The organism is Variovorax sp. OK605 (assembly GCF_900115445.1).
Taxonomy (GTDB): domain Bacteria; phylum Pseudomonadota; class Gammaproteobacteria; order Burkholderiales; family Burkholderiaceae_C; genus Variovorax.
Map to the genome: position 1 here is coordinate 365,361 of NZ_FOWL01000004.1, position 24,998 is coordinate 390,358.

The window sequence follows — 24,998 nt, forward strand, 5'->3', positions numbered from 1 at the left end:
GCGGGCGCGGCACCCGCCTCCTACAGTCTGTGCAGAGCGACAACAGCGACCTGCACAGACCTTCATGCCCCTCATCGAATCCCGGCTGCACGCGGCCAGCGACACCTTCCAGGCCAACCGCGCCAGCATGCTCGCGCTGCTCGGCGAGGTGCGCGCGCACGAGGCCCGCGCCGCGGCCGCCTCGAACGCCTCGGCCGAGCGCTTCGCCAGGCGCGGGCAGCTGCTGCCGCGCGAGCGCCTCGCGCTGCTGCTGGACACCGGCGCGCCCTTCCTGCCGCTGGCCTCGCTCGCGGGGCTGGGGCAGGACAACCCCGACCTGTCCAGGAGCGTGCCGGGCGGCGGGCTGCTCTCAGGCATCGGCCGGGTGGCGGGCGTGCGCTGCATGGTGAACGCCTCCGACTCGGGCATCGACGCCGGCGCGCTGCAGCCCATGGGGCTGGACAAGCAGCTGCGCGTGCAGGAGATCGCGCTGGAGAACAAGCTGCCCTACGTGCAGCTGGTGGAAAGCGCCGGCGCCAACCTCATGCAGTACCGCGTGCAGGACTTCGTGCGCGGCGGCAACATCTTTCGCAACCTCGCGCGCCTGTCGGCCGCGGGGCTGCCGGTGGTGACGGTGACGCACGGCTCCTCGACCGCGGGCGGCGCCTACCAGACGGGCCTGTCCGACTACATCGTGATGGTGCGCGACCGCACGCGGGCCTTCCTGGCCGGGCCGCCGCTGCTGAAGGCCGCCACCGGCGAGATCGCCACCGAAGAAGAACTGGGCGGCGCCGTGATGCACACGCACATCTCCGGCCTGGGCGACTACCTGGCCGAGGACGACCGCGACGCGATCCGCATCGCGCGCTCCATCCTCGGCGGCATCGACTGGGCGCGCGACGAAGCGCCGCGCACGTTCGCGCCGCCGCGCTGCGACGCCGAAGACCTGCTGGGCCTCATGCCCAGCGACGGCCGGCGCCCGGTGGACATGCGCGAGGTCATCGCGCGCATCGCCGACGGCTCGGAGTTCCTCGAATTCAGCGCGCACTACGGCAGCGCCACCGTCTGCGGCCACATCCGGCTCGAGGGGCATGCGGTGGGCCTCATCACCAACAACGGCCCCATCGACTCCGACGGCGCCACCAAGGCCACGCACTTCATCCAGGCCTGCTGCCAGTCGCGCACGCCCATCGTCTACCTGCAGAACATCACCGGCTACATGGTGGGCCGCGCGCACGAGGAGGCCGGCATCATCAAGCACGGCGCCAAGATGATCCAGGCCGTGACCAGCGCCACGGTGCCGCAGATCACGCTGCACTGCGGCGCCTCGTACGGAGCGGGCAACTACGGCATGTGCGGGCGGGGCTTTGCGCCGCGCTTCTGCTTCAGCTGGCCCAACGCGCGCACCGCGGTGATGGGCGGCGAGCAGGCCGCGAAAACCATGGCCATCGTGATGGAGACGGGCATGGCCAGAAAAGGTGCTGTCGACCACGCGAAGATCGACGCCATGCAGCAGCAGATCGTCGAGCGCTTCGAGCGCCAGATGAGCGTGTTCACCACCAGCGCGCTGCTGCTGGACGACGGCGTGATCGACCCGCGCGACACGCGCGCGGTGCTGGCCGAAGCGCTGTCCGTGTGCCGCGACGCCGACGCGCGCGTGCCGCAACCCATGCAGTTCTCGGTGGCACGGCCATGAGCGCATTTCACAAGATCCTGATCGCCAACCGTGGCGAGATCGCGGTGCGCGTGATGCGCACCGCGCGCGCCATGGGCTACCGCACGGTGGCCGTGTACTCGAGCGCCGACGCCGATGCCGAGCACGTGCGCCAGGCCGACCAGTCGGTGTGGATCGGCGAGCCGCTGCCCACGCAGAGCTACCTGGACATCGCCGCCATCGTCGAAGCCGCGCGCATCAGCGGCGCCGACGCGGTGCACCCCGGCTACGGTTTCCTCGCCGAGAACGCCGCTTTCGCGCAGGCCTGCCGCGATGCGGGCCTGGTCTTCATCGGGCCGTCGCCCGAGGCCATTCGCGCCATGGGCGACAAGGCCGGCGCCAAGCGGCTGATGCAGGCGGCGGGCGTGCCGTGCATTCCGGGCTACCAGGGCACGGACCAGAGCCCGCAGAAGCTGGCGGCGGAGGCCGCGCGCATCGGCTGGCCCGTGATGATCAAGGCCACGGCCGGCGGCGGCGGGCGCGGCATGCGCCTGGTCGGCTCGGCCGCGCAGTTCGGCGAACTGCTGCACAGCGCGCAGTCGGAAGCGCTCAATGCCTTCGGCGACGCCACCGTGATCCTGGAGCGCGCCATCGTCGCGCCGCGCCACATCGAGATCCAGGTGTTCGCCGACCGGCACGGCAACGCCATCCACCTCGGCGAGCGCGACTGCTCGGTGCAGCGCCGGCACCAGAAGGTGATCGAGGAAGCGCCCTCGCCCGCGGTGTCCGGCGCCCTGCGCGAGCGCATGGGCGCCACGGCCGTCGCGGCGGCGAAGGCGATCGCGTACGAAGGCGCGGGCACGCTCGAATTCCTGCTCGACGCCGAAGGCCAGTACTGGTTCATGGAAATGAACACGCGCCTGCAGGTCGAGCACCCGGTGACCGAGGCCGTGACCGGGCTCGACCTGGTCGAGCTGCAACTGCGCGTGGCGGCCGGCGAGCCGCTGCCGCTCACGCAAGAAGACGTGCGCATCGACGGCCATGCGATCGAGGTGCGCCTGTGCGCCGAAGACCCGCGGCAGGGCTTCATGCCGCAGAGCGGCACCTTCGCGGCCTGGCGCCCTTCACCGTCGCTGCGCACCGAACACGCGCTGCGCGACGGTGCGGCCGTGCCGCCCTACTACGACTCGATGGTCGCCAAGCTCGTGGCGCACGGCCGCACGCGCGATGAAGCCAGGCACCGGCTCGTCGCGGGCCTGCAGGACACCGTCGCGCTCGGCATTGCGACCAACCAGCCACTGCTGCTGCGCGCGCTGTCGCACGAGGTGTTCGCCAGCGGCGCGGCCACGACGGCCTTCATTGCCGACCATCTCGATGCGCTGCTCGCGCCCGACGCCGCCACCGATGCCCACGCGGCGCTGCTGGCCGCGCTGCTGCTGCAACTCGGCCAGCACGGATGGCCGTCGCCGCTGGCGCACACGCTGCCCAATGCCTTGCGCTTCGCACTCGACGGCACGGTGCACACGGCCCGCGTGACGCCGCGCGGCAAGGGCGCCTTCGATGTCGCACTCGACGACCGCGACGCCGTGCAGCTCACGCTGCTCGCGTGGCAGGACGACGGCACCGTGCGCTTCTCGTGCGGCGGTCTCTCCGAACAGGCGCTTGCCGTGCGCGAGACAGAACACGCGGGCGATCGCGTCCTGTTCCATTGCCGTGGCCGCGCCTTCCGGCTCGACAACCTCACGCACGTGGCCGTGGCCCGCGGCGGCAACGCCGGCGCCGACGGCCTGCTGCGCGCATCGATGAACGGCCGCGTCATCGCCCTGCTGGTGGCCGAGGGCGACGCCGTCGCCGCCGGGCAGCCGCTGGTCACGCTCGAAGCGATGAAGATGGAGCACGTGCACTGCGCGCCGCGCGCCGGCCGGGTCGCGCTGCATGTCGCGGTGGGCGCGCAGGTGGCGGCGCGCCACGTGGTCGCAGAGATTGCCGAGATCGCCGGCGCCTGATGCGCGCCCCCCCAAATTTCCGAAAGCCTGTCGCATGAACACTCCGTCGTCCCGCTATCGCTCCGTCTTCACGCCCGGCCTGTTCGACGGCCAGGTCATCGTCGTCACCGGCGGCGGCTCCGGCATCGGCCGCTGCACCGCGCACGAACTCGCCGCGCTCGGCGCGCACGTCGTGCTGGTCGGGCGCAAGCAGGAGAAGCTCGACACGGTGAGGGCAGAGATCGAGGCCGCCGGCGGCAAGGCCGGCACGCAGGCCTTCGACATCCGCCAGGAAGAGGCCGTGCGCACGGCCGTGGCCGCCATCGTCGCCGCGCAGGGCCGCATCGACGGCCTGGTGAACAACGCGGGCGGCCAGTACATCACGCCGCTGCACGCCATCTCGGCCAAGGGCTGGGAGGCGGTGATCCACACCAACCTCACGGGCGGCTTCCTGGTCGCGCGCGAGTGCTACCTGCAGAGCATGCAGGCGCGCGGCGGCGCCATCGTCAACATCGTGGCCGACATCTGGGGCTCCATGCCCAACATGGGCCACAGCGGCGCGGCGCGCGCCGGCATGGTGAGCTTCACCGAGACGGCCGCCGCCGAATGGGCCGTGAGCGGCGTGCGCGTGAACGCGGTGGCGCCCGGCTACATCGCCTCCAGCGGCATGGACCACTACCCGCCCGAGGCCGGCGACATGCTGCGCGCCATGCGCAAGACCCTGCCCGCGGGCCGCTTCGGCACCGAAGCCGAGACCTCCGCCGCCATCGCTTTCCTGCTGTGCCCGGCGGCCAGCTTCATCAGCGGCACCGTGCTGCGCGTGGACGGCGCACGGCCGCAGGTGCGCATGGGCTGGCCGATGGAGCTGCCCGATGCGCAGGCGCAGCAGCGCGCGGCCGTGAAGCCTTTCGACGGCTTTCACCTGGCGCAGACGCCGCGCGTGTTCCAGGACAACTGAAGAACGACGACAGACGGAGACACCCCATGCACTACACCCACGAACACCTCGAGATCCAGAAGACCCTGCGCCGCTTCATCGACGAAGAGATCAACCCGCATGTGGACGAATGGGAAGAGGCCGAGATCTTTCCCGCGCACGAGGTCTTCAAGAAGCTCGGCAACCTCGGGCTGCTGGGGCTGAACAAGCCCGAGGCCTTCGGCGGCGGCGGGCTGGACTATTCGTATGCGATGGCCATGGCCGAGGCACTGGGCCACATCAGCTGTGGCGGCGTACCCATGGCCATCGGCGTTCAGACCGACATGTGCACGCCCGCGCTTGCGCGCTTCGGCAGCGACGCGCTGCGCCGCGAGTTCCTGGCACCCGCCATTGCCGGCGACATGGTCGGCTGCATCGGCGTGAGCGAGCCCGGCGCGGGCAGCGACGTGGCGGGCCTGAAGAGCCACGCGCGCAAGGACGGCGACGACTACCTCATCAGCGGCCAGAAGATGTGGATCACCAACAGCCTGCAGGCCGACTGGATGTGCATGCTGGTCAACACCAGCGACGGGCCCGTGCACCGCAACAAGTCGCTGGTGATGGTGCCGATGGACAGCCCCGGCATCGAGAAGGCAAAGAAGATCCGCAAGATCGGCATGAACTCGAGCGACACCGGGCTCATCTATTTCGACAACGTGCGCGTGCCGCAGCGCTACCGCATCGGCGAGGAGGGCCAGGGCTTCATCTACCAGATGCAGCAGTTCCAGGAAGAGCGGCTGTGGGCCGCCGCGAGTTCGCTCGAGTCGATGGAAGACTGCATCGCGCAGACCATCGAGTGGGCGCAGCAACGCCAGATGTTCGGCGCCACGCTGGCCGACCAGCAGTGGGTGCAGTTCAAGCTGGCCGAGCTCAAGACAGAGGTGGAGGCGCTGCGCGCGCTCACCTACCGCGCCTGCGACCTGCATGTGCAGGGCGAGGACGTGCTCGAACTCGCGTCGATGGCCAAGCTCAAGACCGGGCGCCTCACGCGGCAGGTGGCCGACACCTGCCTGCAGTTCTGGGGCGGCATGGGCTTCACGCTGGAAAACCGCGTGTCGCGCCTGTACCGCGACGGCCGGCTGGGCTCCATCGGCGGCGGCGCGGACGAGGTGATGCTGGGCATCCTCGCCAAGACCATGGGCATCGCCAAGCGGCCGCCGCGCGGCTGAGCACCGCCGCATGAACGCCGAACTGCAAGCCGACCGCGCGGCGCTCGCCGACACGGTGCGCCGCTTCGCCGAGAACGAGATCGCGCCGAACGTGCAGGCCTGGGACGACGCGGGCGAGTTTCCGCGCGCGCTGTACACGCGCGCCGCCGAGCTCGGCCTGCTCGGGCTGAGCTACCCCGAGGAGCTGGGCGGCACGCCCGCTTCGTATTCGCTGAAGCTGCCCGCATGGGTCGCGCTCGCGCGCCACGGCAAGAGCGGCGGCGTGCTCGCCAGCCTGTTCTCGCACAACATCGGCCTGCCGCCGGTGGTGCTGCACGGGAGCGACGCGGTGCGCCGCGAGGTCGTGCCGCCGGTGCTGCGCGGCGAGAAGATCGCGGCGCTGGCCATCACCGAACCCGGCGGCGGCTCCGACGTGGCCGCGCTGCGAACCACCGCGCGCCGGGAAAGCGGCGGCGGCGGCGGCAGCGATGGCGATCACTACGTGGTGAACGGCGAGAAGACCTTCATCACCTCCGGCATGCGCGCCGACTGGATCACCGTGGCCGTGTGCACCGGCGAAGGCCGCGGCGCGGGCGGTATCTCGATGCTGCTGGTGCCGGGCGACACGCCGGGCCTTTCGCGCACGCGCCTGGCGAAGATGGGCTGGCTGTGCTCGGACACCGCCACGCTGCACTTCGACAACGTGCGCGTGCCGGCGCGCTACCTGCTCGGCGACGAAGGCGCGGGTTTCCGCATGGTCATGGGCAACTTCAACGGCGAACGCATCGGCCTGGCCGCGGGCGCGCTGGGCTTCGCGCAGGCCTGCCTCGACGAGGCGCTGGCCTGGGCGCGCGAGCGCAAGACCTTCGGCCACGCGCTCATCGAGCACCAGGCGGTGCGCCACAAGCTGGTCGACATGCAGATGCGCATCGCCTCCACCGAGGCGTGGATCGAGGCCGTGTCCACCGAGGGTGATGCCCTGGAGGCTGCCGGGCGCTTCAACACGCCGGAGTGGGTGGCGCAGATCTGCATGCTGAAGAACCACGCCACGCAGACCATGCAGTTCTGCGCCGACCAGGCGGTGCAGATCCTGGGCGGCATGGGCTTCATGCGCGGCACGGTGAGCGAGCGCATCTACCGCGAGGTGAAGGTGATGATGATCGGCGGCGGGGCCGAGGAGATCATGAAAGAGCTGGCCGCCAGGCAGATGGGCTGGTAGGCACGGGGGCTCCAGCGGGGCCTTTATTCGCGCCGGGGCGGAACGCCGCCGCGCGCCGGGTGTCCAACGCTCCAGCACTCTCGCTGGGTCGCAGGAGACCGACATGCTCTCTTTCACCTCCGGCATTGGCGCCGTCGTCATCGTCCTGTTGGCGGTGCTGCTTTTTTGCGCAATCTGGATCTTCCGGGAATACGAGCGCGGCATCGTTTTCACCCTGGGGCGCTTCTCGAAAGTGTCGGGGCCCGGGCTGGTGCTCGTGATCCCGGGCATCCAGCAGGTGGTGCGCGTCGACCTGCGCACCGTGGTGCTCGAGGTTCCCACGCAGGACGTGATCTCGCGCGACAACGTGTCGGTGAAGGTCAGCGCGGTCGTGTACTTCCGCATCGTCGACGCCGAGAAGGCCATCGTCGAGGTGAAGGACTTCTTCAACGCCACCAGCCAGCTGGCGCAGACCACGCTGCGTTCGGTGCTGGGCAAGCACCAACTTGACGACATGCTCGCCGAGCGCGAGAAGCTCAACCTCGACGTGCGCGAATCGCTCGACGTGCAGACCGCCTCGTGGGGCATCAAGGTGTCGAACGTGGAGATCAAGCAGATCGACCTGACCGAGTCGATGGTGCGCGCCATTGCGCGGCAGGCCGAGGCCGAGCGCGAGCGGCGCGCCAAGGTGATCCATGCCGAGGGCGAGCTGCAGGCCTCGGAAAAGCTGTTCCAGGCCGCGCGCGTGCTGGCGCAGGAGCCGCAGGCCATCCAGCTGCGCTACCTGGAGACGCTCACCGTGATCGGCGCGGACAAGAACACCACCATCGTGTTCCCGCTGCCGGTGGACCTGCTCACGAGCTTCCTCGGGCCGCGCGGCTGATGCGCCTGGCAAGCCCGCCGCGGATCACGCACATCACGCACATCACGCAAACGGAAAACTGTTCTTCACCGGCGAGCCCGGCGGTGCATGGCGTTTCGCGCGCGGCGTGCTTACCATCGCCCGGACACCCCCAGCAGGAGCCCGCGTGATCTTCGTCTTCCATCTTCTCGACAAGCCCGATTCGGCCGCGCTGCGCACCGCGGTGCGCCCCGAACACAAGGCCTGCATCGCGCAAGTGGCCGAACGCATGGCCTTCGCCGGCCCGCTGCTGGCCGACGACGGCAAGACCATGCTCGGCAGCCTGCTGGCCATCGACTTCGACAGCCGCGCGGCCGCCGAGGCATGGCAGGCGAACGAGCCCTTCACGCGCGCCGGGCTCTACGCCAGCAGTTCGGTGCTTGCCTTCACGAACCTCTGGCCGCAGAAGGTCGGCTTCGCGCCCGCCGAATGAGCGAGCGCGCCGCCTCCATGTTCAAGCACATCGTGATGTGGGACCTGCGTGGCGACACGCCGGAAGAAAAAGCGCGGGCCCGCGACCTGCTCAAGCGCCGGTTCGAATCGCTGCGCGGTCAGATCCCCGGCCTGCTGCACCTGGAAGTGGGCGTCGACTCGAGCCGCGTGGGCTATGCCTGCGACGTGGTGCTCTACAGCGAGTTCGACAGCCAGGCCTCGCTCGACGGCTACGCCACGCACCCGGCGCACCTGCGGGTGCGCGAGGAGCTGGGTGACCTGCGTATCGCGCGGCACCAGGTGGACTACGCGGTGGACTGAGCCGCCTCGGCTTGTGCGAGTTCGACGCAGAACGCCCGCACCAGTTGCAGCGCGGGTGCCTCGGTGCGGCCTTCGAGGGTGACGAAGGCGAACTGCGCGCTGAGCCCCGCCGCGGGGTTCACCTTCAGCTCGGCCAGTTCCCCGTTGTCCTGCAATGCGCGCGTGGCCGCCAGCACACCGAGAAAGACGGCATCGGTGTTGCGCACCGCCTGCACCAGCGCGCCGATGTCCTCCGATGACACGTGCAGCCAGCGTTGCGGGCTGGCGTCGCTGCCGTAGCGCTCGACCAGGCTGCGCGCCACGTCGTCGCTCACCATCGTCGAGATCACCGGAAAGCGCGTGAGCTCGTCGAAGCGCACCGGCTTGCCGCGGCGCTGCGTCAACAGCGGATGGCCGCACCGGCAGACGAAGCCCGAGCGCATGGTCGGCAGCACGTCGATGTGCAGGTCTTCGCGCGGCGGCACCGCGCGGTAGGTGAGCACCAGCGCGTCGAGCGTGCGCGCGCGCAACGCCGCCAACTGGAGCTCCGGGCTGCCGCCATGCAGCTGCAGGCCCACGCGCGGATGGCGGCTGAGCATCTCGACCAGCAGCGGCCCCGAGAACAGCGCGCCGGGCGCCGCGCCGAGCCCCAGCCTCACGGAGCCGGCCTGCCCGTCGGCCAGCAGCGCGGCGGCGCGCTTGAGCTCGTGCGTTTCCGTCGAGATGCGCTTGGCGCGCGCCAGCACCATCGCGCCGAAGGGCGTGAGCTCGTTGCGCTTGCCGATGCGGTCGACCAGCGGCATGCCCAGCTCCTGTTCCAGCATCTGGATGCTGCGGCTGAGCGCCGGCTGGGTGAGGTGCACCTTCTCGGACGCGCGGCTGAAGGAGCCGGTTTCGGCCAGCGCGAGCAGGTGGTCGAGTTGTTGCAGGTTCATGGGAAGCCGTTGGTGGTCATATGCATGAGACGAACTCATGGTAATGACAAAAACAATGCATTGGACGGATGAAAGCCCGATTCCTAGCATCCAGCAACTCCCACTCTGGACGCAGGAATTCCCCATGAAACGGTTCGCTCGATGGCTCTGCACGCTGGCTTTTCTAGGCTGTGGCACTGCGGCGACGGCACAGGCGCAGATGCAGATGCAGATGCAGCCGCCTGCATTCCCCTCGAAGGTCGTCACGCTGATGGTCCCCTACCCGGCCGGCGCGGCCAGCGACTTCACCGCGCGGGCCTTGAGCGAGCCGTTCGGCAAGGCGCTCGGCGGGCCGGTCATCGTGGAGAACATCGGCGGGGCGACCGGCGCCATCGCCGCGGCCAAGGTGCTGGCCGCGCCCGCCGACGGCCACCACCTGTTCCAGGGCTCGCCCAACGAGCTGATCCTGTCGGGGCTGGTCAACAGGAGCACGCGCTACAGACCGGAAGATTTCCAGTGGATCGCGCCGGTGGCCACCTCGCCGCTGGTGCTGGTGGTCAACAGCAAGCTGCCCGTGCATTCGCTCGACGAGTTCGTGGCGCTGGCGCGATCGCGCAAGGACGCCCCGCTGAGCTACGGCACACCGGGCCCGGGCACGCTGTACCACCTGCTGGGCGAGCTCTTCACCAAGCGCACCGGCGCGCCCGTCACGCATGTGCCCTACAAGGGCGGCGCACCGATCATCCAGGACCTGCTGGGCGGGCAGATCGACTTCGCCTTCATGCCGTACCAGGCCTTCTATGCCGACTACGTGAAGCAGGGCCGCCTGCGCCTGATCGGTTCGCTCTCGCCGGGCAAGCCGCTGCCCGCACCGTTCGACGCGCTGCCCACGAGCGCGCAGAGCAAGGACATGAAGGAGTTCGACTTCGGCATCTGGACTTCGTACATGGTGCGCAAGGGCACGCCGGCGAGCGTGGCCGAGCGGCTCAACGCGGCCATCGCGACCGCGCTGAAGAACCCGCATGCGCGCGCGCAACTGGCGTCGCAGGCCAAGACCGTCTTCGAGCCGATGAGCCTGGAGGCGGGCGAGAAGTTCTACGCGAGCGAGATCGCGCGCTACCGCGAACTGGTCAAGACCATCGGCTACGAGTCGCCCTGACACCCCGTCCATTCCCGGAGACGCATTCATGAAGACGAGACACATCCACGGCCTGGCACTGCCACTGGCGTTCGCGCTGTCGCTCTCCGCTTGCGGCGGGGGTGGCAGTGGTGGTGGCGCGGGGTTCGGCGGCATCGCGCTGCCGCCAACCGCACCGGCACCGGCAGCGCCCCCCGCAGCGCAAGACCTCACGGTCGCGGTGACCGCCGAAGGAAAGGTGGCGGGCACCGCCAGTACGGACACGGTGGCCTTCCTCGGCATCCCCTACGCGCAGCCGCCGGTGGGCGATCTGCGATGGGCACCGCCCCAGCCGCCGGCCGCGCACGCCGCCACGTTGCAGGCCACGGCCTTCGGCAACGCCTGCCCGCAGGCGCCCGGCGCGGTGGCCGCGCCGATCGCCGAAGACTGCCTCCACCTGAACGTGTGGAAGCCGGCGGGCACGAAGCCCGGCGACCAGTTGCCGGTGGTCTTCTACATCCATGGCGGCGCCTTCACGCTGGGCTCGGGCGAGATGGGCCCCAGCCCGCTGGCCAGCCGCGGCGTGGTGGTGGTCAGCCTGAACTACCGGCTGGGCGCGCTCGGCTACCTCGCGAACCAGGCGCTGCGCGCGGCCAACAAGGACGGCAGCCTCGGCAACTTCGCGGTGATGGACCAGCTGGCGGCACTCGGCTGGGTGCAGAAGAACATCGCGGCCTTCGGCGGCGACGCGAGCAACGTCACGCTGTGGGGCACCTCGGCCGGCGCAACGCAGAGTTTCTCGCTGCTGCAGTCGCCCAAGGCCAAGGGACTGTTTCATCGCGCGGTGATGCAAAGCGGCGGCGCGGCCGAGTACTCCAACCCGAGCGTGGACACCTCGCTGGCCGTGGGCGACACCGCGGTGAAGAACCTCGGCTGCGACAAGCGTGCCGCGGCCGACGTCGTCGCCTGCCTGCGTGCCCTGCCCGTGTCGGCGCTGCTCGCGCAGGGCGGCCTGAAATGGCGGCCCACGGTGGACGCGCAGGTCCTCACGCAGGTGCCGGCGCGCGCCTTCGCGACCGGCAACTTCAACCAGGTGCCCGTGATGATCGGCGGCGTGTTCGACGAAGGCACGCTGTTCGTCGACACCAAGCTCAGCGCCGGCTACTACCCTCTGTACCTGCGCGGCCTGGCGCCGGCCGGCTACGACACCACGGCCATCGAGGCGGCCTACCCGATCGGCGACTACGCGGTGCCGGCACAGGGCGTGGCACGGGCCATGGGCGACGCGATGTACGCCTGCGGCAACAGCGCGCGGCGCGACGCGCTCGCGGCCTGGGTACCGGTGTACGGCTGGGAAATGACCGACCCGCAGCTGTCGTTGCCGTCGCCGAAGCCGGTGGGTTTCTACTACGGCACGGCGCACGGCATGGACAGCTACTACCTCACCGGCACGGTCGACGCGCTGCCCGGCTATCCGTACTTCGACCCCGGACGCGCCACGCCCGACGCCGCCACCACCGCGCAGCGCAAGGCGCTGTCGGCGCAGATGGTGGCGTACCTGCTCAACTTCGCGAAGAACGGCGATCCGAACAGCGACTCGAACAGCGACGCGCGCAACCTCACGACGCGCTGGCCGCGCTTCATGGGACCGGCGGACCGCGCGCTGATCGACTTCAGCTACCCCGCCGTCAAGACGTCGAGCAACGTGTTCGAGCACACGCACAAGTGCGACACGCTGTGGGGGCCGGGCGTGTTCCCGCCCCTGTACTGACGGCCATGAACACCCTTTTTGCAAGCTCTGCCTCTCCCACACGCACGCTCATGAACGAACCACACCCCGTCATCGACCACCTCCGCGCCCGCGAGCCCGAGATCGTGGGCTGGCTCAAGGCCTTCCTGCGCATTCCCAGCGTGAGCGCCGACCCGGCCTTTGCGCCGGGCATGCGCGAGGCGCGGCGCTTTCTGCTGGAGCGGATGGAACAGATCGGCCTGGCCGGCGTGCGCCTGCTCGACGGCGGCGGCGAGCCCGCCGTGTACGGCGAATGGAACGGCGCGCCGGGCCGGCCCACGCTGATGGTCTACGGCCACTACGACGTGCAGCCCGCCGACCCCGTCGAGCAATGGCGAACACCGCCGTTCGAGCCGACCGAGGTGGACGGCCGGCTCTACGGGCGCGGCACGTCGGACGTGAAAGGCTCGACCACCATCGCGCTCGAGGTGATCGCCTCGTTCCTTGCGATGCAGGGCGCGTGCCCCGTGAACATCAAGGTGTTTCTCGAGGGCGAGGAAGAAACGGGCAGCCCGTCGCTGCGCACCATCGTCGAGCGCCACCGCGCGCTGCTGCAGGCCGACGCGGTGCTGTCGGCCGACGGCGGCCGCGCCAGTGCGAGCGTGCCGACGCTCAACACCGGCGCCCGCGGCAACGCGCAGCTCGAAGTGCGGCTGCGCACCGCGCACAAGGACCTGCATTCGGGCCGCTACGGCGGCAGCGTGCGCAACGCGCTGCACGACATGGCGCGGCTCGTGGCCTCGCTGCACCATGCCGATGGCGGCGTGGCGGTTGACGGTTTCCATGACGGCGCCGTGCCGCCCACCGAACGGCAGCGCGCCGACACCGCGGCGTTTCCGTACGACGAGGCCGGGTTCTTCTCGGACGTGGGCGGCAGCGCGCACGGCGAGCCCGGCTACAGCGCGCGCGAACGCGTCACGCTGCGGCCCGCGCTCGACGTCAACGGCCTGTGGGGCGGCTACACCGGTGGCGGCGGCAAGACCATCGTGCCGTGCGAGGCGCAGGTCAAGCTCACTCCGCGCGTGGTCGAGGGGCAAGACCCGCGCGCCGTAGTCCGCGCCGTGCTGCGCCACCTGCAGGCCCATTGCCCCGCGGGCTGCACGCTCGACGTGGTGGCCATGAACGACGGCTCGCCCGCCTCCACACTGGCCCCCGGCCATCCGCTGGTGCGCGCGGCCGAGGCGGTGCTCGAGCGCGAAACGGGCCGCCGGCCCATCCACGTGCGGCTTGGCGCGAGCGTGCCGGTCACGTCGATCTTCAAGGAGATGCTGGGCATCGACACGCTGATGTTCGGCTTCAACCTGCCCGACGAAGACGTGCACGCGCCCAACGAGTTCTTCAGGCTGCAGTCGATCGGGGAAGGCACGCGGGCGTGGACACTGCTGCTGGCGGAACTGGCGACGCATTCGCCGGCGTCGTTCCATGCGGCGTAGCGGCGGCGACATGGCGGGGATCTCGGCCGAGGTCGATGGCTCGGCCCTCGTCCTTCGCCTTGGCCCTTCGCCCTTCGCCCTCCTCCGGAGGGCAGTAACATCCCGCCGTGATCCGCCGTCCCACCCTCGCCGGACCCTCATGAGAGAAAAGCAATGGTCCAGGGTGTCACCCCGAAATGGAGCACCCCGATGTGGAGCATCCTGGCCGATCTTTTCATCGGACTCTTCGAATTCATTGCCGATGTCTTCCTGTTCCGGAGGCTGCGCCGCACGCACGGCCGCCAAGGCCGCAGCGTCACCGAGGACACCCTGGCAGTTGCGCGCTTCGATTTCGTCACGCTCGTGCTCATCGCACTGGTGAGCGCCGCATTGATGCTCGTCCTGTCGTTCGGATTCGGCGTGCCGGCGGGCTGGAGCGTGGGCATCGGGATCACGGTGGGCGCGATCTGGGGCGTCTGGCGCTACCGGCAATTGGTTCACGAGTGATCGGGGCGATCGGGGAAGGCACACGGGCGTGGACGCTGCCGCGGGCCGAGCTGGCGAGGCACCCGACGGCCTCGCCTCACTCCTCGTTCCTCGCCGCGTAGCCGCGGCGGCGCTCAGCGCTCGGCGTCGTTGCCGCCTTCGCGCCCTTCTCGCTCTTGCGCGGCCTTCGCCGCGGCACGCAGCTTGTCCTTCTTGCTCGGCCGCGCGCCCTTCACGCCACCCGTGCCCGACGCGTCCACCACCGGCGGCGCCACCTCGGTCGGCTCGAAGCCCTCGACACGCTCGCGCGGCAGGCTCAGGCCCTGGCGCTTCTCGATCAGGCGGAAGTGCGCCTCGGTCGAGGCGCTCACGAAGCTGATGGCCAGGCCGCTTTCTCCCGCGCGGCCGGTGCGGCCGATGCGGTGGATGTAGTCGGTCGGCGAACGCGGCAGGTCGTAGTTGATGACCACGGGCAGCTGCGCGATGTCGATGCCGCGCGCCGCGAGGTCGGTGGCGATCACCACGTCCCAGCGGCTCTGCTTGAAGTCCGACAGGATGTTGGTGCGCGTGCCCTGTGCAATGTCGCCGTGGAAGGGCACGGCGTAGATGCCGTTCTTGTAGAGCTTCTCGGCCACGGTCTGCGCCGCATGCTGCGTGGCGACGAAGACCAGCACGCGGTCCCATTCGCCTTCGTGCTGCTTGAGCAGGTGGCGCAGCAGCTGCGTGCGGCGCACCGGGTCGACCTCGATCACGCGCTGCACGATGTTGGGCTCGGTGCCCGGCTCGCCCTGCACGTCGATCACGGCGGGTTCGCGCAGCATGCCGTCGGCCAGCGCCTGGATGGCGGGCGGGAAGGTGGCGGAGAACAGCAGGTTCTGGCGCTGCGCGGGCAGCAGCGCGAGGATGCGGCCGAGCTCTTCGGCAAAGCCCAGGTCGAACAGGCGGTCGGCCTCGTCGAGCACCAGCGTCGACACGGCGTTGAGCTTGAGCGCATTGTGGTCGGCCAGGTCGAGCAGGCGGCCGGGCGTGGCAACCACGATGTCGGCGCCGCCGCGCAGGCTCATCATCTGCGGGTTGATCGACACGCCGCCGAAGGCGACGACGATCTTCAGGCGCTCCGGCAGGTGCTGCGCCAGGCTGCGCATGGTCTCGCCGACCTGGGCCGCGAGTTCACGCGTGGGCACCAGCACCAGCGCGCGCACGCGGCGCGAGCCCTGCGCGGGCTCGGCCGCCAGGCGCTGCAGCAGCGGCAGGGAAAATGCGGCGGTCTTGCCGGAACCGGTCTGCGCCGAGCCCCGCACGTCGCGACCTTGCAGAATCGCGGGGATGGCCGCGGCCTGGATGGCGGTCGGCGCGGCATAGCCGCTTTCGGCGGCAGCGTGCACGAGCGCGGGCACCAGGCCCAGTGAATCGAATGGCATGTGAGCAGACAGAGAGAAGAACCCGGGTCGAAGAAGGAAAAGAAAGACGCAACGAATGTCGACGATGAAACAGCGCAATCAGGCGGGCAGCACCCTGGTCTATTCCACCGAGGCGGGCGGGCGCATGTGCCCCGGCTGCGGCGAGCCCGTGGCCCAGTGCCGCTGCAAGGAACTCAAGGCGCGCATGCCCGCCACCGACGGCATTGTCCGCGTATCGCACGAGACCAAGGGACGCAAAGGCAAGGGCGTGACCGTGGTGAAGGGCGTTGCACTTGACGCGGAAGGCCTCGTGGCGCTCGGCAAGCAGCTGAAAACGGCCTGCGGCTCGGGCGGCACGGTGAAGGACGGCGTGATCGAGATCCAGGGCGACCACCGCGAAACTGTGATCGCAGCCCTGGTGAAGCAGGGCCACACGGTCAAGCGGGCGGGAGGCTGAGCGCGCGATGAAACCCGAAGACCTGCAACGCCTGGTGACGCTCCAGATGCCTTTTGGCAAGCACAAGGGAACGCTGATTGCCGATTTGCCCGGAAATTACCTGACCTGGTTCGCACGCGAGGGTTTTCCCTCAGGAGAAATCGGCCGACTGCTCGAGCTGATGCATGAAATAGACCACAACGGGCTCTCGGATCTGCTCAAACCGTTGCGAAACCGCCCGGCGGGACAAGGTGTTTCTCAATAACACACGAATTTCCCACAATTTTTTCAATTCGCACTGGATAATCCGGCCCACGTGTCTGTGAGCTTTGTCTCCCGTGCACGTAATTCGGTGATCGGTCAGTTTCGCGCCACAGCGCACTTGTTTGTTGTGATTCTGGGACTCCATCGCTTTGTCTTGTTGGTTTGAATTAGGAGTCCCTCAATGGGCAAGAAACTCTACGTAGGCAACCTCGCCTACTCCGTGCGTGACAACGACCTGGAACAAGCTTTCGGCGAGTTCGGCGCAATCGTCAGCGCAAAGGTCATGATGGAACGTGACACCGGCCGTTCGAAGGGCTTCGGCTTTGTCGAAATGGGTTCGGATGCTGAAGCACTCGCAGCCATCGAAGCCATGAACGGCCACTCGCTGCAGGGCCGCGCCCTGACGGTGAATGAAGCTCGTCCGATGGAAGCTCGTCCCCCCCGCACCGGTGGTGGCGGCGGCTACGGCGGTGGTGGCGGCGGTGGCGGCTACGGCGGTGGTGGTGGTGGCGGCGGTTACGGCGGCGGCGGCGGTGGCCGCAGCGGTGGTGGCGGCGGTTACGGCGGCGGCGGCGGTGGCCGTGGCGGCTACTAAGCCCTCCCCTGCACTCCGAGAGCTTCGGCTCTCTGAATGAAAAGAAGCTCCTTCGGGAGCTTTTTTCGTTTCTGCGCCCTGTGCGAAAGCCCTGGTCAGCTGGCCCTAATGAAAACCCGGTAAGCAATAGTCCGTACAGCCGCGGTCAGCCAACGGTCAGCCGCGCAGAACGACCCTCACCCCTCCATACAAGAGGGGCGAGACAATGCGTATCAAGAGTCAGGCGGACTTCTTTTCAGGAGTCATGTTCACCAGCGTGGGGGGCGCTTTCGCGATAGGCGCGACCACCTACACCATCGGCGACGGGGCCCGCATGGGGCCGGGTTATTTTCCGTTGATGCTCGGCATCCTGCTGTCCATCCTCGGCGCGATCATCATGTTCCAGGCGCTGGTGGTCGAGACCACTGACGGCGACCCGATCGGCAAATGGGCCTGGAAGCCGCTGGCCTTCGTGCTCGGCGCCAACCTGGCCTTCGGCGTGCTGCTGGGCGGCCTGCCCAGCATCGGACTGCCGGCCATGGGGATGATCATCGCGATCTACGCGCTGACCATCATCTCGAGCATGGCGGGCGAGCACTTCAAGCTGCGCGACGTGCTGATCCTGTCGACCATCCTGGCGGCCGGCAGCTATGTGGCCTTCATCTGGGCGCTGAAGCTCCAGATCCAGGTCTGGCCCACTTTCATTTCGGGCTGAGGAGCACGCACCATGGACCTGATCCACAACCTTTCCATCGGTTTCGGCGTTGCCTTCACCTTCACCAACCTGCTGTACTGCCTGCTGGGCTGCATCCTGGGCACGCTGATCGGCGTGCTGCCGGGCATCGGCCCGGTCGCGACCATCGCGATGCTGCTGCCCGCCACGTACGCGCTGCCGCCCGTGTCGGCGCTGATCATGCTGGCCGGCATCTACTACGGCGCGCAGTACGGCGGCTCGACCACAGCCATTCTGGTGAACCTGCCGGGCGAGTCGTCGTCGGTGGTCACCTGCATCGACGGCTACCAGATGGCAAGGCAGGGCCGCGCAGGCCCGGCACTGGCCGCGGCCGGCCTCGGCTCGTTCTTCGCCGGTTGCGTGGGCACGCTGATCCTGGCCGCCTTCGCGCCGCCGCTGACCGAGCTGGCCTTCAAGTTCGGCCCCGCAGAGTACTTCTCGCTGATGACCCTGGGCCTGATCGGCGCGGTGGTGCTGGCTTCGGGCTCGCTGATCAAGGCGGTGGCCATGATCGTGCTGGGCCTGCTGCTGGGCATCGTGGGCACCGACGTGAACTCGGGCGTGGCGCGCTACAGCTTCGACATTCCCGAGCTGACCGACGGCATCGGCTTCGTGGTGATTGCCATGGGCGTGTTCGGCTACGGCGAAATCATCGGCAACCTCTCGCAGCCCGACGACGAGCGCGAAGTGTTCACGCACAAGGTGAAGGGCCTGTGGCCCACCAAGGAAGACTTCAAGCGCATGACGCCCGCGGTGCTGCGCGGCACGGCGCTGGGTTCGGCCCTGGGCATCCTGCCCGGCGGCGGCGCGCTGCTGGCCTCCTTCGCCTCGTATGCGCTGGAGAAGAAGATCAAGATGCGCCCCGGCGAAGTGCCCTTCGGCAAGGGCAACATCCGCGGCGTGGCGTCGCCCGAGTCGGCCAACAACGCCGGCGCGCAGACTTCCTTCATCCCGCTGCTGACGCTGGGCATTCCGCCCAACGCCGTGATGGCGCTGATGGTGGGCGCCATGACGATCCACAACATCCAGCCCGGCCCGCAGGTGATGACCAGCAACCCGGAACTGTTCTGGGGCCTGATCGCCTCGATGTGGATCGGCAACGCGATGCTGATCATCCTGAACCTGCCGCTGATCGGCATGTGGATCAAGCTGCTGACGGTGCCCTACAAGTTCCTGTTCCCCGCCATCGTGCTGTTCTGCGCGATCGGCGTGTACTCGACCAACAACAACACCTTCGACGTATGGATGGTGGCGGCCTTCGGCTTCATCGGCTACCTGTTCATCAAGCTGCGCACCGAGCCCGCGCCGCTGCTGCTGGGCTTCATCCTGGGCCCGATGATGGAAGAGAACCTGCGGCGCGCGCTGCTGCTGTCGCGCGGCGCGTGGAGCGTGTTCGTCACGCGGCCGCTGTCGGCGGGGCTGCTGGTGGCCGCGGTGATGCTGCTCGGGATCGTGCTGCTGCCCGCCATCAAGGCCAAGCGCGAAGAGGCATTCGTCGAGGAGTGAAGACGCCTTGCGGTCTTGCAGGAAGCCCCCATCCGGGGGCTTTTTTCATTCCGGCCTGCGAGCCTGGCGCCCCCGGCCGGGACCGCGCTTGGAGCTGCTACCGCAGGAACGCGTCGTAAGCCGTCTTCAGGATCAGCGCGCTCACCACCACGATGAACACCACCCGCACGAAGCCCGCGCCGTGCTTCAGCGCCACGCGCGTGCCCAGCAGGCTGCCGGCCACGTTGGCCACCGCCATCACCAGCCCGTAGTGCCACCACACGTGGCCCTTGGCGGCCAGCAGGATCAGCGCGGCCGCGTTGGTCAGCGTGTTGATGATCTTGGCGGAGGCCGAGGCGTTCAGGAAGTCGTAGCCCATCCAGCGCACGAACAGGAACACCAGGAAGCTGCCCGCGCCCGGGCCGAAGAAGCCGTCGTACAGCCCGATCGACAGGCCGATGGTGCAGGCTGCCAGCGTTTCGGCCCGGCCGCTGAAGCGCGGCGCGTGCAGCCGGCCCATGTCCTTGCGCGCCAGGGTGTAGAGCAGCACGCCCAGCAGGATGACCGGCAGCGCCCGGCGCAGGAAGTCGCCGGGGAACATGGTGACGCCCCAGGCGCCCAGCATCGCGCCGGCGAAACCGAGCAACGCGGCAGGCCACAGGGCACCCCAGCGCATCTGCACGCGCTGGCTGAACTGGGCCGCGGCGGCGGCCGTGCCCCAAATGGACGCACTCTTGTTGGTGCCCAGCAGGGTCGCTGGTGGTGCGCCCGGAAACACGGCAAACAGCGCCGGCACCAGGATCAACCCGCCTCCACCCACGATCGAATCGACAAAACCCGCGAGCAGCGAGGCACCCGTGACCACCAGCATTTCCATGGCGGCGATTGTCGCACCCGCAGAACTATCAAAAAGATAGCTGCATTCGCACGTGCGACAAGCGCAGGAGGCCGATTTCGCTTGAGGAAAATGCCTGCCGCGCACGCGGCGAGCGGGCATAAAAAAGGCGCCGACCAGCGGCGCCTTTCAAGTTTTGACCAGGCATCTCGTACGGAGCCTTTGAGCATTTTTCTTGTTGATCGGGAATTTGTCTCCTCGGACCCTCGGCAGTACGAGCAGGGCCCGTTCGCGAGTGGGCAGACTTTAGGGCGTGCACCGCGCCAGTGCATTGGGAATTACCCGCTTTGCCTTACGTTCGAAATGCATTTCGCGTACGAAAGTGTTTCCGAGCGTTAACGGCATGGCACGACTTGTGCACGTAAGGCCTCAGTCCGCAACTCGAAGAAGACAACCGCCATGGCCTTGGCTCCCCAAGCCTCCATCAACGCGGCAGACACCGCGTGGATGATGACCTCGACCGCGCTGGTGCTGCTCATGACGCTGCCCGGCATCGCGCTCTTCTACGCGGGCATGGTGCGCCGCAAGAACGTGCTGGCCACCATGGCCGCCGTGGTGGCGATCGCCGCGGCGGTGTCGCTCACCTGGTTCGCGGTGGGCTACTCGCTGGCCTTCACGCCCGGCTGGCCCTGGCTGGGCGGCCTCGGCCGGCTCTGGTTCTCGGGCTTCGAGTACCTGAAGGACGCGGGCCAGGTGGCGGTGAGCCACGTGGCGCCCAACATTCCGGAGTCGGTCTACGCGATGTTCCAGCTGACCTTCGCGATCATCACCACCGCGCTGGTGCTGGGCGCCTTCGTCGAGCGCATGCGCTTCTCGGCGGTGCTGTGGTTCGCGCTGCTGTGGAGCGTGCTGGTCTATGCGCCGGTCGCGCACTGGGTGTGGGAGCCGGGCGGCTGGCTCGCGCAGATGGGCGCGCTCGACTTCGCGGGCGGCTCGGTGGTGCACGTCAACGCGGGCATCGCGGGGCTGGTGTGCGCCTATGCGCTGGGCCCGCGCAAGGGCTACGGGCGCGAGGCCTTCGAGCCCTACAACCTGGCCTTCACCATGGTGGGCGCGGGCCTGCTGTGGGTGGGCTGGTTCGGCTTCAATGCGGGCTCGGCGGTGGCGGCCGACGGGCGCGCCGGCCTCGCCATGCTGGTGACGCACATCGCCGCGGCGGCGGGCGCCATGAGCTGGATGGTGGGCGAGTGGACCGTGCGGCGGCGCCCCTCGCTGCTGGGCCTGTGCTCGGGCCTGGTGGCCGGGCTGGTGGCCATCACGCCGGCGGCGGGCTTCGTCACGCCGCCGGCCGCGCTGGCCATCGGCGCCATCGCGGGGCTGGCCTGCTATTGGGGCGCCACGGGCCTGAAGCACCTGCTGGGGGCGGACGACTCGCTGGACGTGTTCGGCGTGCACGGCATCGGCGGCATCGTGGGCGCGCTGCTCACGGGCGTGTTCGCCGACCCTCGCATCTCGGGCGCCGGCGGCGACGTGCTGACCCAGGCCATTGCCGTGGGCAGCGTCGCCATCTACAGCGCCACCGGCACGGCGGTGGTGCTTCTCCTGGTGCACCTGCTCGTGGGCCTGCGCGTCGACGCCGAGAGCGAACTGGCGGGCCTCGATCTTGCACAGCACAGGGAACACCTGGGGAGTTGATCCACCGACGGAGGGAACCGCCATGCCATCCATGTCCGAAAGCGAACGCATCGCCCTCGCCGCCCGCCTGCACGTGGCGCTGCGGCGAAAGCACGGGCGCGTGACCGACACCGAGTGGATGGCGACCAACGCCGAGTACGCCGCCGAGATCGTGCGCATGACCCGCGCGCACGCGGCGGACACGAAGGACGAAGAGCTCTACCTGCTCGCCACACGGCTCGAGCAGGCGATGGAGCCGCTGGCCCGCGCGGCGCGGTTGGCGGCGCGGCAGCCGGACGGAAATCCGCCTACGCCGCCGCCGCGCTACGTGGGCGGGCTGCGCTGACTCTTTCTTGCTGGCGCATTGTTCAAGGTGCGCGCGTCTCGGGGCGTCAGCGCTCGACGCTGCCGTTCTCGCGGCGCCGCGTGCACCGCCCGGAACACCGCTCTTGACGGAACTCCCGAACCGGGACGCATCATTGCGCCGCGGAACCGGCAGGCGCTGACGCACGATGCGGTCGCGCCAGACCTGCGCGGAGCAGCATCGCATTCCCGTTACACCTTGACCGAGAAACCGTGGATCCAACGCCATAGAAGGCGACGGTTCAATGCCCAGTCTTGTGACCAAGAACTGTGCGGCTCCAGCGGCGGTCCGCGGAGATTCAGTTGATGCGCGCGTTCCTGAATTCCGTGTACTCAAAGCTGCTGCCCGTGAAATCAACCTGTTTGCCTCGGAGATCAATCGCTTCGACTCGCGTGCCGGTGCAGCCCAGCACGTCGACACCAGACCAATGGGCCGAATCGAAGTTCAGGTCGTCCCAGGTGCACAGGTTGAATTTGCAGGCGGTGAGTCGACTTCGGCGAAACTGAGATTTGGCAAAAGTGCAGTTGCTGAAGGTGCAACCTGTGACAACGACGCCCTCGAAATCACAAGCGCTGAAGACGCATTTGGTGAACTGGCATGTCGTCCACTCGGCTTGTTTGAAGGTGGTCGAAGCAAAGCTGCTGCCGCTGAATGTGCTGCCAGCAAACGTGATCAGGTTCAAATCCAGGCCCGCATAGGCATTGCTGTCGCTCTCACCGGTCACACCAGCCAACGCACCGCCGACACGTTTGCGCCACTTGTCATGGTTCAGGATGAGTTTTTCCGCGCTCATGTCACTCTCTCTGCTTCAAGATATTGAGATGTCATATGAGGCCGCCTCACACGCCCATTTCCGTGGAAACATCCCGACGGCCTTGTTGAAGGTGGCCGCTCGCAGTCGTGGGAGAAACCGCCGGGTCCATGCCCATCAACTTCTGTCGAACACGCGCCGATAACGCACATGACCGCCAAGTTCCCGGCGCGTCTTGTTGGTGACAAGGCGCACGGCGCCGCTGGTCACGAGGTCTTCCATCGCCAGCAACTGTTCGCGGTCGGCATCGGTGAGTTGAGGGAATTCGTCCGGATGGGTCTTCTGGTATTCCCATATGCGCCGCTCCAGTTCGGAAAGCGATCGCGCTTCGTCCATCGGTGGCAGCGGCCCACGGACAGCACCTGGAGGCAGGATGAGTGTCGCGCTCGTATCCTTTACCCACGCGATGTGCCGTCGGGTGATTTCGACCTTCTTCTCGATCTGCTTGATCTTCTCTTTGCGATCGAAGGCTGTCACCGGTCCTACCATGTAGAAGGAGGCATGCGAGTCGTGCACCAACTCGTCGAAGAAACGATTGGCGGCCGTCGGCAACTTGCTCGCAGGAGCGTTCGTAGAGAACTCCTGGTAGATGCGCAAGAAATCCTTTTGCACTGCTGAAAGAGCAGAAGTCCCGCCAGACAAAGGCTCCGTCCGCGCGAGATCGGCTTCCATTCTTTTTTGCCCGAGTGCGGCAGCCACGTCCGACGCAAAGTCGGCATCGCTTTCGCGCATGTCGATACGGTCCTGTTCGGAAGCACGCTGGTAGCTCGGGAGCTTGGGCACGCTGTTCATGTGCATCAGCCGCCAGCGCCAGTACAGTTGCATATGGCCGTGCTGTGCTGCCTCGATGCTGCCGCCCACGCCGCTGCGAGCGGACCATTCGCGGTAGGCATTGAACAGAACGATGCTCTCGTCATCCATTTCCAGATCGCTGGCGACTGCGGCACCGGCGGCACCAAGCGCCTTGAGCTTTTCGATACTCAACAGCGGCACTGCGCTAATGCGCGCCTCGTTGTACATGTCCAGCAACGGCATCTGAGACAGCAGCTTGGCACGCGCGCCCACGGCCTTTCCCTGGCAGCCCGGATCGTAGCCGCCGCCAACATTCGAGTGGGCGCCCGGGTATACCTTCTCGACGCAGTTGAGTGGGTACTTGTTGTCGCGCTGGCGGCCAGTCGATAGTGGAAAGTTGATGCGGATTTCATGCGCAGCGCACAGGTGCACCGTGCGCTCCACGCTGGGCGCAATGTCCAGCGTGCCGTTGGCCCACCCGCCAAGACCTCGCCAGAAGGGCGAGCTGTCTGCCAACCCGACAGAGGCCACAGAGTCGAACAGACCGAGAAACTGAACGCGAAACGGCACGTCCGCCAGCGTGTAGCCGCCGTTCTTTTCTCTCAGAAGCAGATGGTGCAAGAAGTGGCAGAACGCCCGCGCCTGCGCCGCACCCCGTGAGAAACCAAACACGGAAAGATTGACTTGCACCAGCTTCTTCGGTGGCTTGCTTTGCAGGGCCTTTTTCAGTTCCCCGAGCTTGCCACCGGGTTCGGCGTCCAGCCCGGTCGCACGGCCGACGAAGTACACCCGTTTTCCGGACATGTTGGGGCCGGCGCTTCCGACGTGCAGCGGTTGCTTGGTGGCCAAACGGCCCGCCTCCTCATTTTTTACCAGCGGCTCGCTCATGATGGACCGATGCATCGCATTGAGCAGTTGGATCAACGCCCAATTGATCCGTGCATCCCCACCTGTGGCCTTGGCCTTGCCGTCAGGAGTTTCCGTCTTCTCGCCGATCTCCGGAAAAGGAGTTCCGACACCGGGAACGTAGAACCGGTAGTAGCCCTCCTTGGCATTTCCTTGAAAGGCGTCGTGCAGCACTACTACATTGCTGTGGCTGCATTTGTTGAGAGCTTTTGGATCCCCATCCAAGACATCCAGTTGATCGCGCTTCTTGTTGTTATTGGTGCCGTCAAAGAAGATTCCGACATGAATCATCGATGCGCAAAGCGCAGTTTTGTCGCCACGTTCGATGCAGCTCACGGCCGCAGCACGTTGCACCTGCTCTTTAAGACTCAGGCGGCGGTCGCCTGGCAGAGCAGGCGGCATGAATTGAACTGACATTACTTGACACTCCCTG

General features: G+C 67.9%; 24 protein-coding genes. 19 read left to right on the forward strand and 5 right to left on the reverse strand.

All coding sequences use genetic code 11. The features are described from left to right. The first annotated feature begins 64 nt into the window (after positions 1-64). The 8 genes from BM013_RS13185 (at position 65) to BM013_RS13220 (ending at position 8,594) form a co-directional block, all read left to right on the forward strand. Complete coding sequence (locus BM013_RS13185; RefSeq protein WP_093127603.1) at positions 65-1,675, forward strand: acyl-CoA carboxylase subunit beta; 1,611 nt, start codon at positions 65-67, stop codon at positions 1,673-1,675. Further along, positions 1,672-3,639, forward strand: coding sequence for an acetyl/propionyl/methylcrotonyl-CoA carboxylase subunit alpha (locus BM013_RS13190; protein WP_093127606.1), 1,968 nt, complete (start codon positions 1,672-1,674; stop codon positions 3,637-3,639). The genes BM013_RS13185 and BM013_RS13190 overlap by 4 nt, the downstream gene beginning before the upstream one ends. Before the next feature lie 34 nt (positions 3,640-3,673). Next, entirely contained in the window at positions 3,674-4,576 is a 903-nt protein-coding gene (locus BM013_RS13195; RefSeq protein ID WP_093127609.1) for an SDR family oxidoreductase, read from the forward strand. A 26-nt stretch (positions 4,577-4,602) separates the two neighbouring features. Continuing rightward, complete coding sequence (locus BM013_RS13200) at positions 4,603-5,763, forward strand: acyl-CoA dehydrogenase family protein (RefSeq protein ID WP_093127612.1); 1,161 nt, start codon at positions 4,603-4,605, stop codon at positions 5,761-5,763. A gap of 10 nt (positions 5,764-5,773) precedes the next feature. Next, the gene (locus tag BM013_RS13205; protein WP_093127614.1) at positions 5,774-6,961 is read left to right on the forward strand and encodes an acyl-CoA dehydrogenase family protein; all 1,188 of its coding nucleotides are present in this window, start codon (positions 5,774-5,776) and stop codon (positions 6,959-6,961) included. Between the two features lie 103 nt (positions 6,962-7,064). Then, positions 7,065-7,823, forward strand: a complete 759-nt coding sequence (locus BM013_RS13210) for a slipin family protein (RefSeq protein ID WP_093127616.1) — start codon at positions 7,065-7,067, stop codon at positions 7,821-7,823. Positions 7,824-7,968: 145 nt separating this feature from the next. Next, a complete protein-coding gene (locus tag BM013_RS13215; protein ID WP_093127619.1) occupies positions 7,969-8,274 on the forward strand; it encodes a YciI family protein in 306 nt (101 codons plus the stop codon). 17 nt (positions 8,275-8,291) lie between these two features. Next, positions 8,292-8,594 (forward strand): Dabb family protein, encoded by a 303-nt coding sequence (locus BM013_RS13220; protein WP_093128107.1) that lies wholly within the window; start codon positions 8,292-8,294, stop codon positions 8,592-8,594. Here BM013_RS13220 and BM013_RS13225 read toward each other — a convergent pair. Further along, a complete protein-coding gene (locus BM013_RS13225) occupies positions 8,579-9,508 on the reverse strand; it encodes a LysR family transcriptional regulator (protein WP_093127621.1) in 930 nt (309 codons plus the stop codon). The two genes, BM013_RS13220 and BM013_RS13225, sit on opposite strands and share 16 nt — an antisense overlap. Positions 9,509-9,632: 124 nt before the next feature. On the opposite strand from BM013_RS13225, the gene BM013_RS13230 reads away from it, so the two are divergent. From BM013_RS13230 to BM013_RS13245, 4 genes are all read left to right on the forward strand, one after another. Continuing rightward, on the forward strand, positions 9,633-10,646 hold the full coding sequence (locus tag BM013_RS13230) for a tripartite tricarboxylate transporter substrate binding protein (protein WP_093127623.1): 1,014 nt from the start codon (positions 9,633-9,635) through the stop codon (positions 10,644-10,646). A 28-nt stretch (positions 10,647-10,674) separates the two neighbouring features. After that, positions 10,675-12,375, forward strand: coding sequence for a carboxylesterase/lipase family protein (locus BM013_RS13235; RefSeq protein ID WP_093127626.1), 1,701 nt, complete (start codon positions 10,675-10,677; stop codon positions 12,373-12,375). Between the two features lie 50 nt (positions 12,376-12,425). Then, positions 12,426-13,826 (forward strand): dipeptidase, encoded by a 1,401-nt coding sequence (locus tag BM013_RS13240; RefSeq protein ID WP_093127628.1) that lies wholly within the window; start codon positions 12,426-12,428, stop codon positions 13,824-13,826. 189 nt (positions 13,827-14,015) lie between these two features. Further along, entirely contained in the window at positions 14,016-14,312 is a 297-nt protein-coding gene (locus tag BM013_RS13245) for a hypothetical protein (RefSeq protein ID WP_093127631.1), read from the forward strand. A 113-nt stretch (positions 14,313-14,425) separates the two neighbouring features. Here the strand turns inward: BM013_RS13245 and BM013_RS13250 are convergent, their stop codons facing one another. Then, positions 14,426-15,712: a DEAD/DEAH box helicase gene (locus tag BM013_RS13250; RefSeq protein ID WP_093127632.1), complete on the reverse strand. Its 1,287-nt coding sequence runs from the start codon at positions 15,710-15,712 to the stop codon at positions 14,426-14,428. A 55-nt stretch (positions 15,713-15,767) separates the two neighbouring features. Between BM013_RS13250 and BM013_RS13255 the strand changes: the two genes are divergently transcribed. From BM013_RS13255 to BM013_RS13275, 5 genes are all read left to right on the forward strand, one after another. Beyond that, complete coding sequence (locus BM013_RS13255) at positions 15,768-16,148, forward strand: translation initiation factor Sui1 (RefSeq protein ID WP_093127635.1); 381 nt, start codon at positions 15,768-15,770, stop codon at positions 16,146-16,148. 7 nt (positions 16,149-16,155) lie between these two features. Continuing rightward, a complete protein-coding gene (locus BM013_RS13260) occupies positions 16,156-16,392 on the forward strand; it encodes a DUF3820 family protein (RefSeq protein ID WP_093127638.1) in 237 nt (78 codons plus the stop codon). A 180-nt stretch (positions 16,393-16,572) separates the two neighbouring features. Next, positions 16,573-16,986, forward strand: a complete 414-nt coding sequence (locus BM013_RS13265; RefSeq protein WP_093127640.1) for an RNA recognition motif domain-containing protein — start codon at positions 16,573-16,575, stop codon at positions 16,984-16,986. A gap of 205 nt (positions 16,987-17,191) precedes the next feature. Further along, on the forward strand, positions 17,192-17,680 hold the full coding sequence (locus BM013_RS13270; protein ID WP_093127642.1) for a tripartite tricarboxylate transporter TctB family protein: 489 nt from the start codon (positions 17,192-17,194) through the stop codon (positions 17,678-17,680). Between the two features lie 12 nt (positions 17,681-17,692). Further along, a complete protein-coding gene (locus BM013_RS13275) occupies positions 17,693-19,204 on the forward strand; it encodes a tripartite tricarboxylate transporter permease (RefSeq protein ID WP_093127645.1) in 1,512 nt (503 codons plus the stop codon). 97 nt (positions 19,205-19,301) lie between these two features. Here BM013_RS13275 and BM013_RS13280 read toward each other — a convergent pair whose 3' ends face one another. Beyond that, positions 19,302-20,060, reverse strand: coding sequence for a TSUP family transporter (locus BM013_RS13280; RefSeq protein WP_093127648.1), 759 nt, complete (start codon positions 20,058-20,060; stop codon positions 19,302-19,304). A gap of 417 nt (positions 20,061-20,477) precedes the next feature. Here BM013_RS13280 and BM013_RS13285 point away from each other — a divergent pair, with 417 nt between their 5' ends. Together BM013_RS13285 and BM013_RS13290 are read left to right on the forward strand one after the other, a co-directional pair. Continuing rightward, entirely contained in the window at positions 20,478-21,713 is a 1,236-nt protein-coding gene (locus BM013_RS13285) for an ammonium transporter (RefSeq protein ID WP_093127650.1), read from the forward strand. A gap of 22 nt (positions 21,714-21,735) precedes the next feature. Then, the gene (locus tag BM013_RS13290; protein ID WP_093127653.1) at positions 21,736-22,038 is read left to right on the forward strand and encodes a hypothetical protein; all 303 of its coding nucleotides are present in this window, start codon (positions 21,736-21,738) and stop codon (positions 22,036-22,038) included. Between the two features lie 316 nt (positions 22,039-22,354). Here the strand turns inward: BM013_RS13290 and BM013_RS13295 are convergent, their stop codons facing one another. Together BM013_RS13295 and BM013_RS13300 are read right to left on the reverse strand one after the other, a co-directional pair. Continuing rightward, positions 22,355-22,849, reverse strand: a complete 495-nt coding sequence (locus tag BM013_RS13295; RefSeq protein WP_093127655.1) for a pentapeptide repeat-containing protein — start codon at positions 22,847-22,849, stop codon at positions 22,355-22,357. Between the two features lie 135 nt (positions 22,850-22,984). Beyond that, entirely contained in the window at positions 22,985-24,982 is a 1,998-nt protein-coding gene (locus BM013_RS13300) for a T6SS phospholipase effector Tle1-like catalytic domain-containing protein (protein WP_093127658.1), read from the reverse strand. Positions 24,983-24,998: the final 16 nt, after the last annotated feature.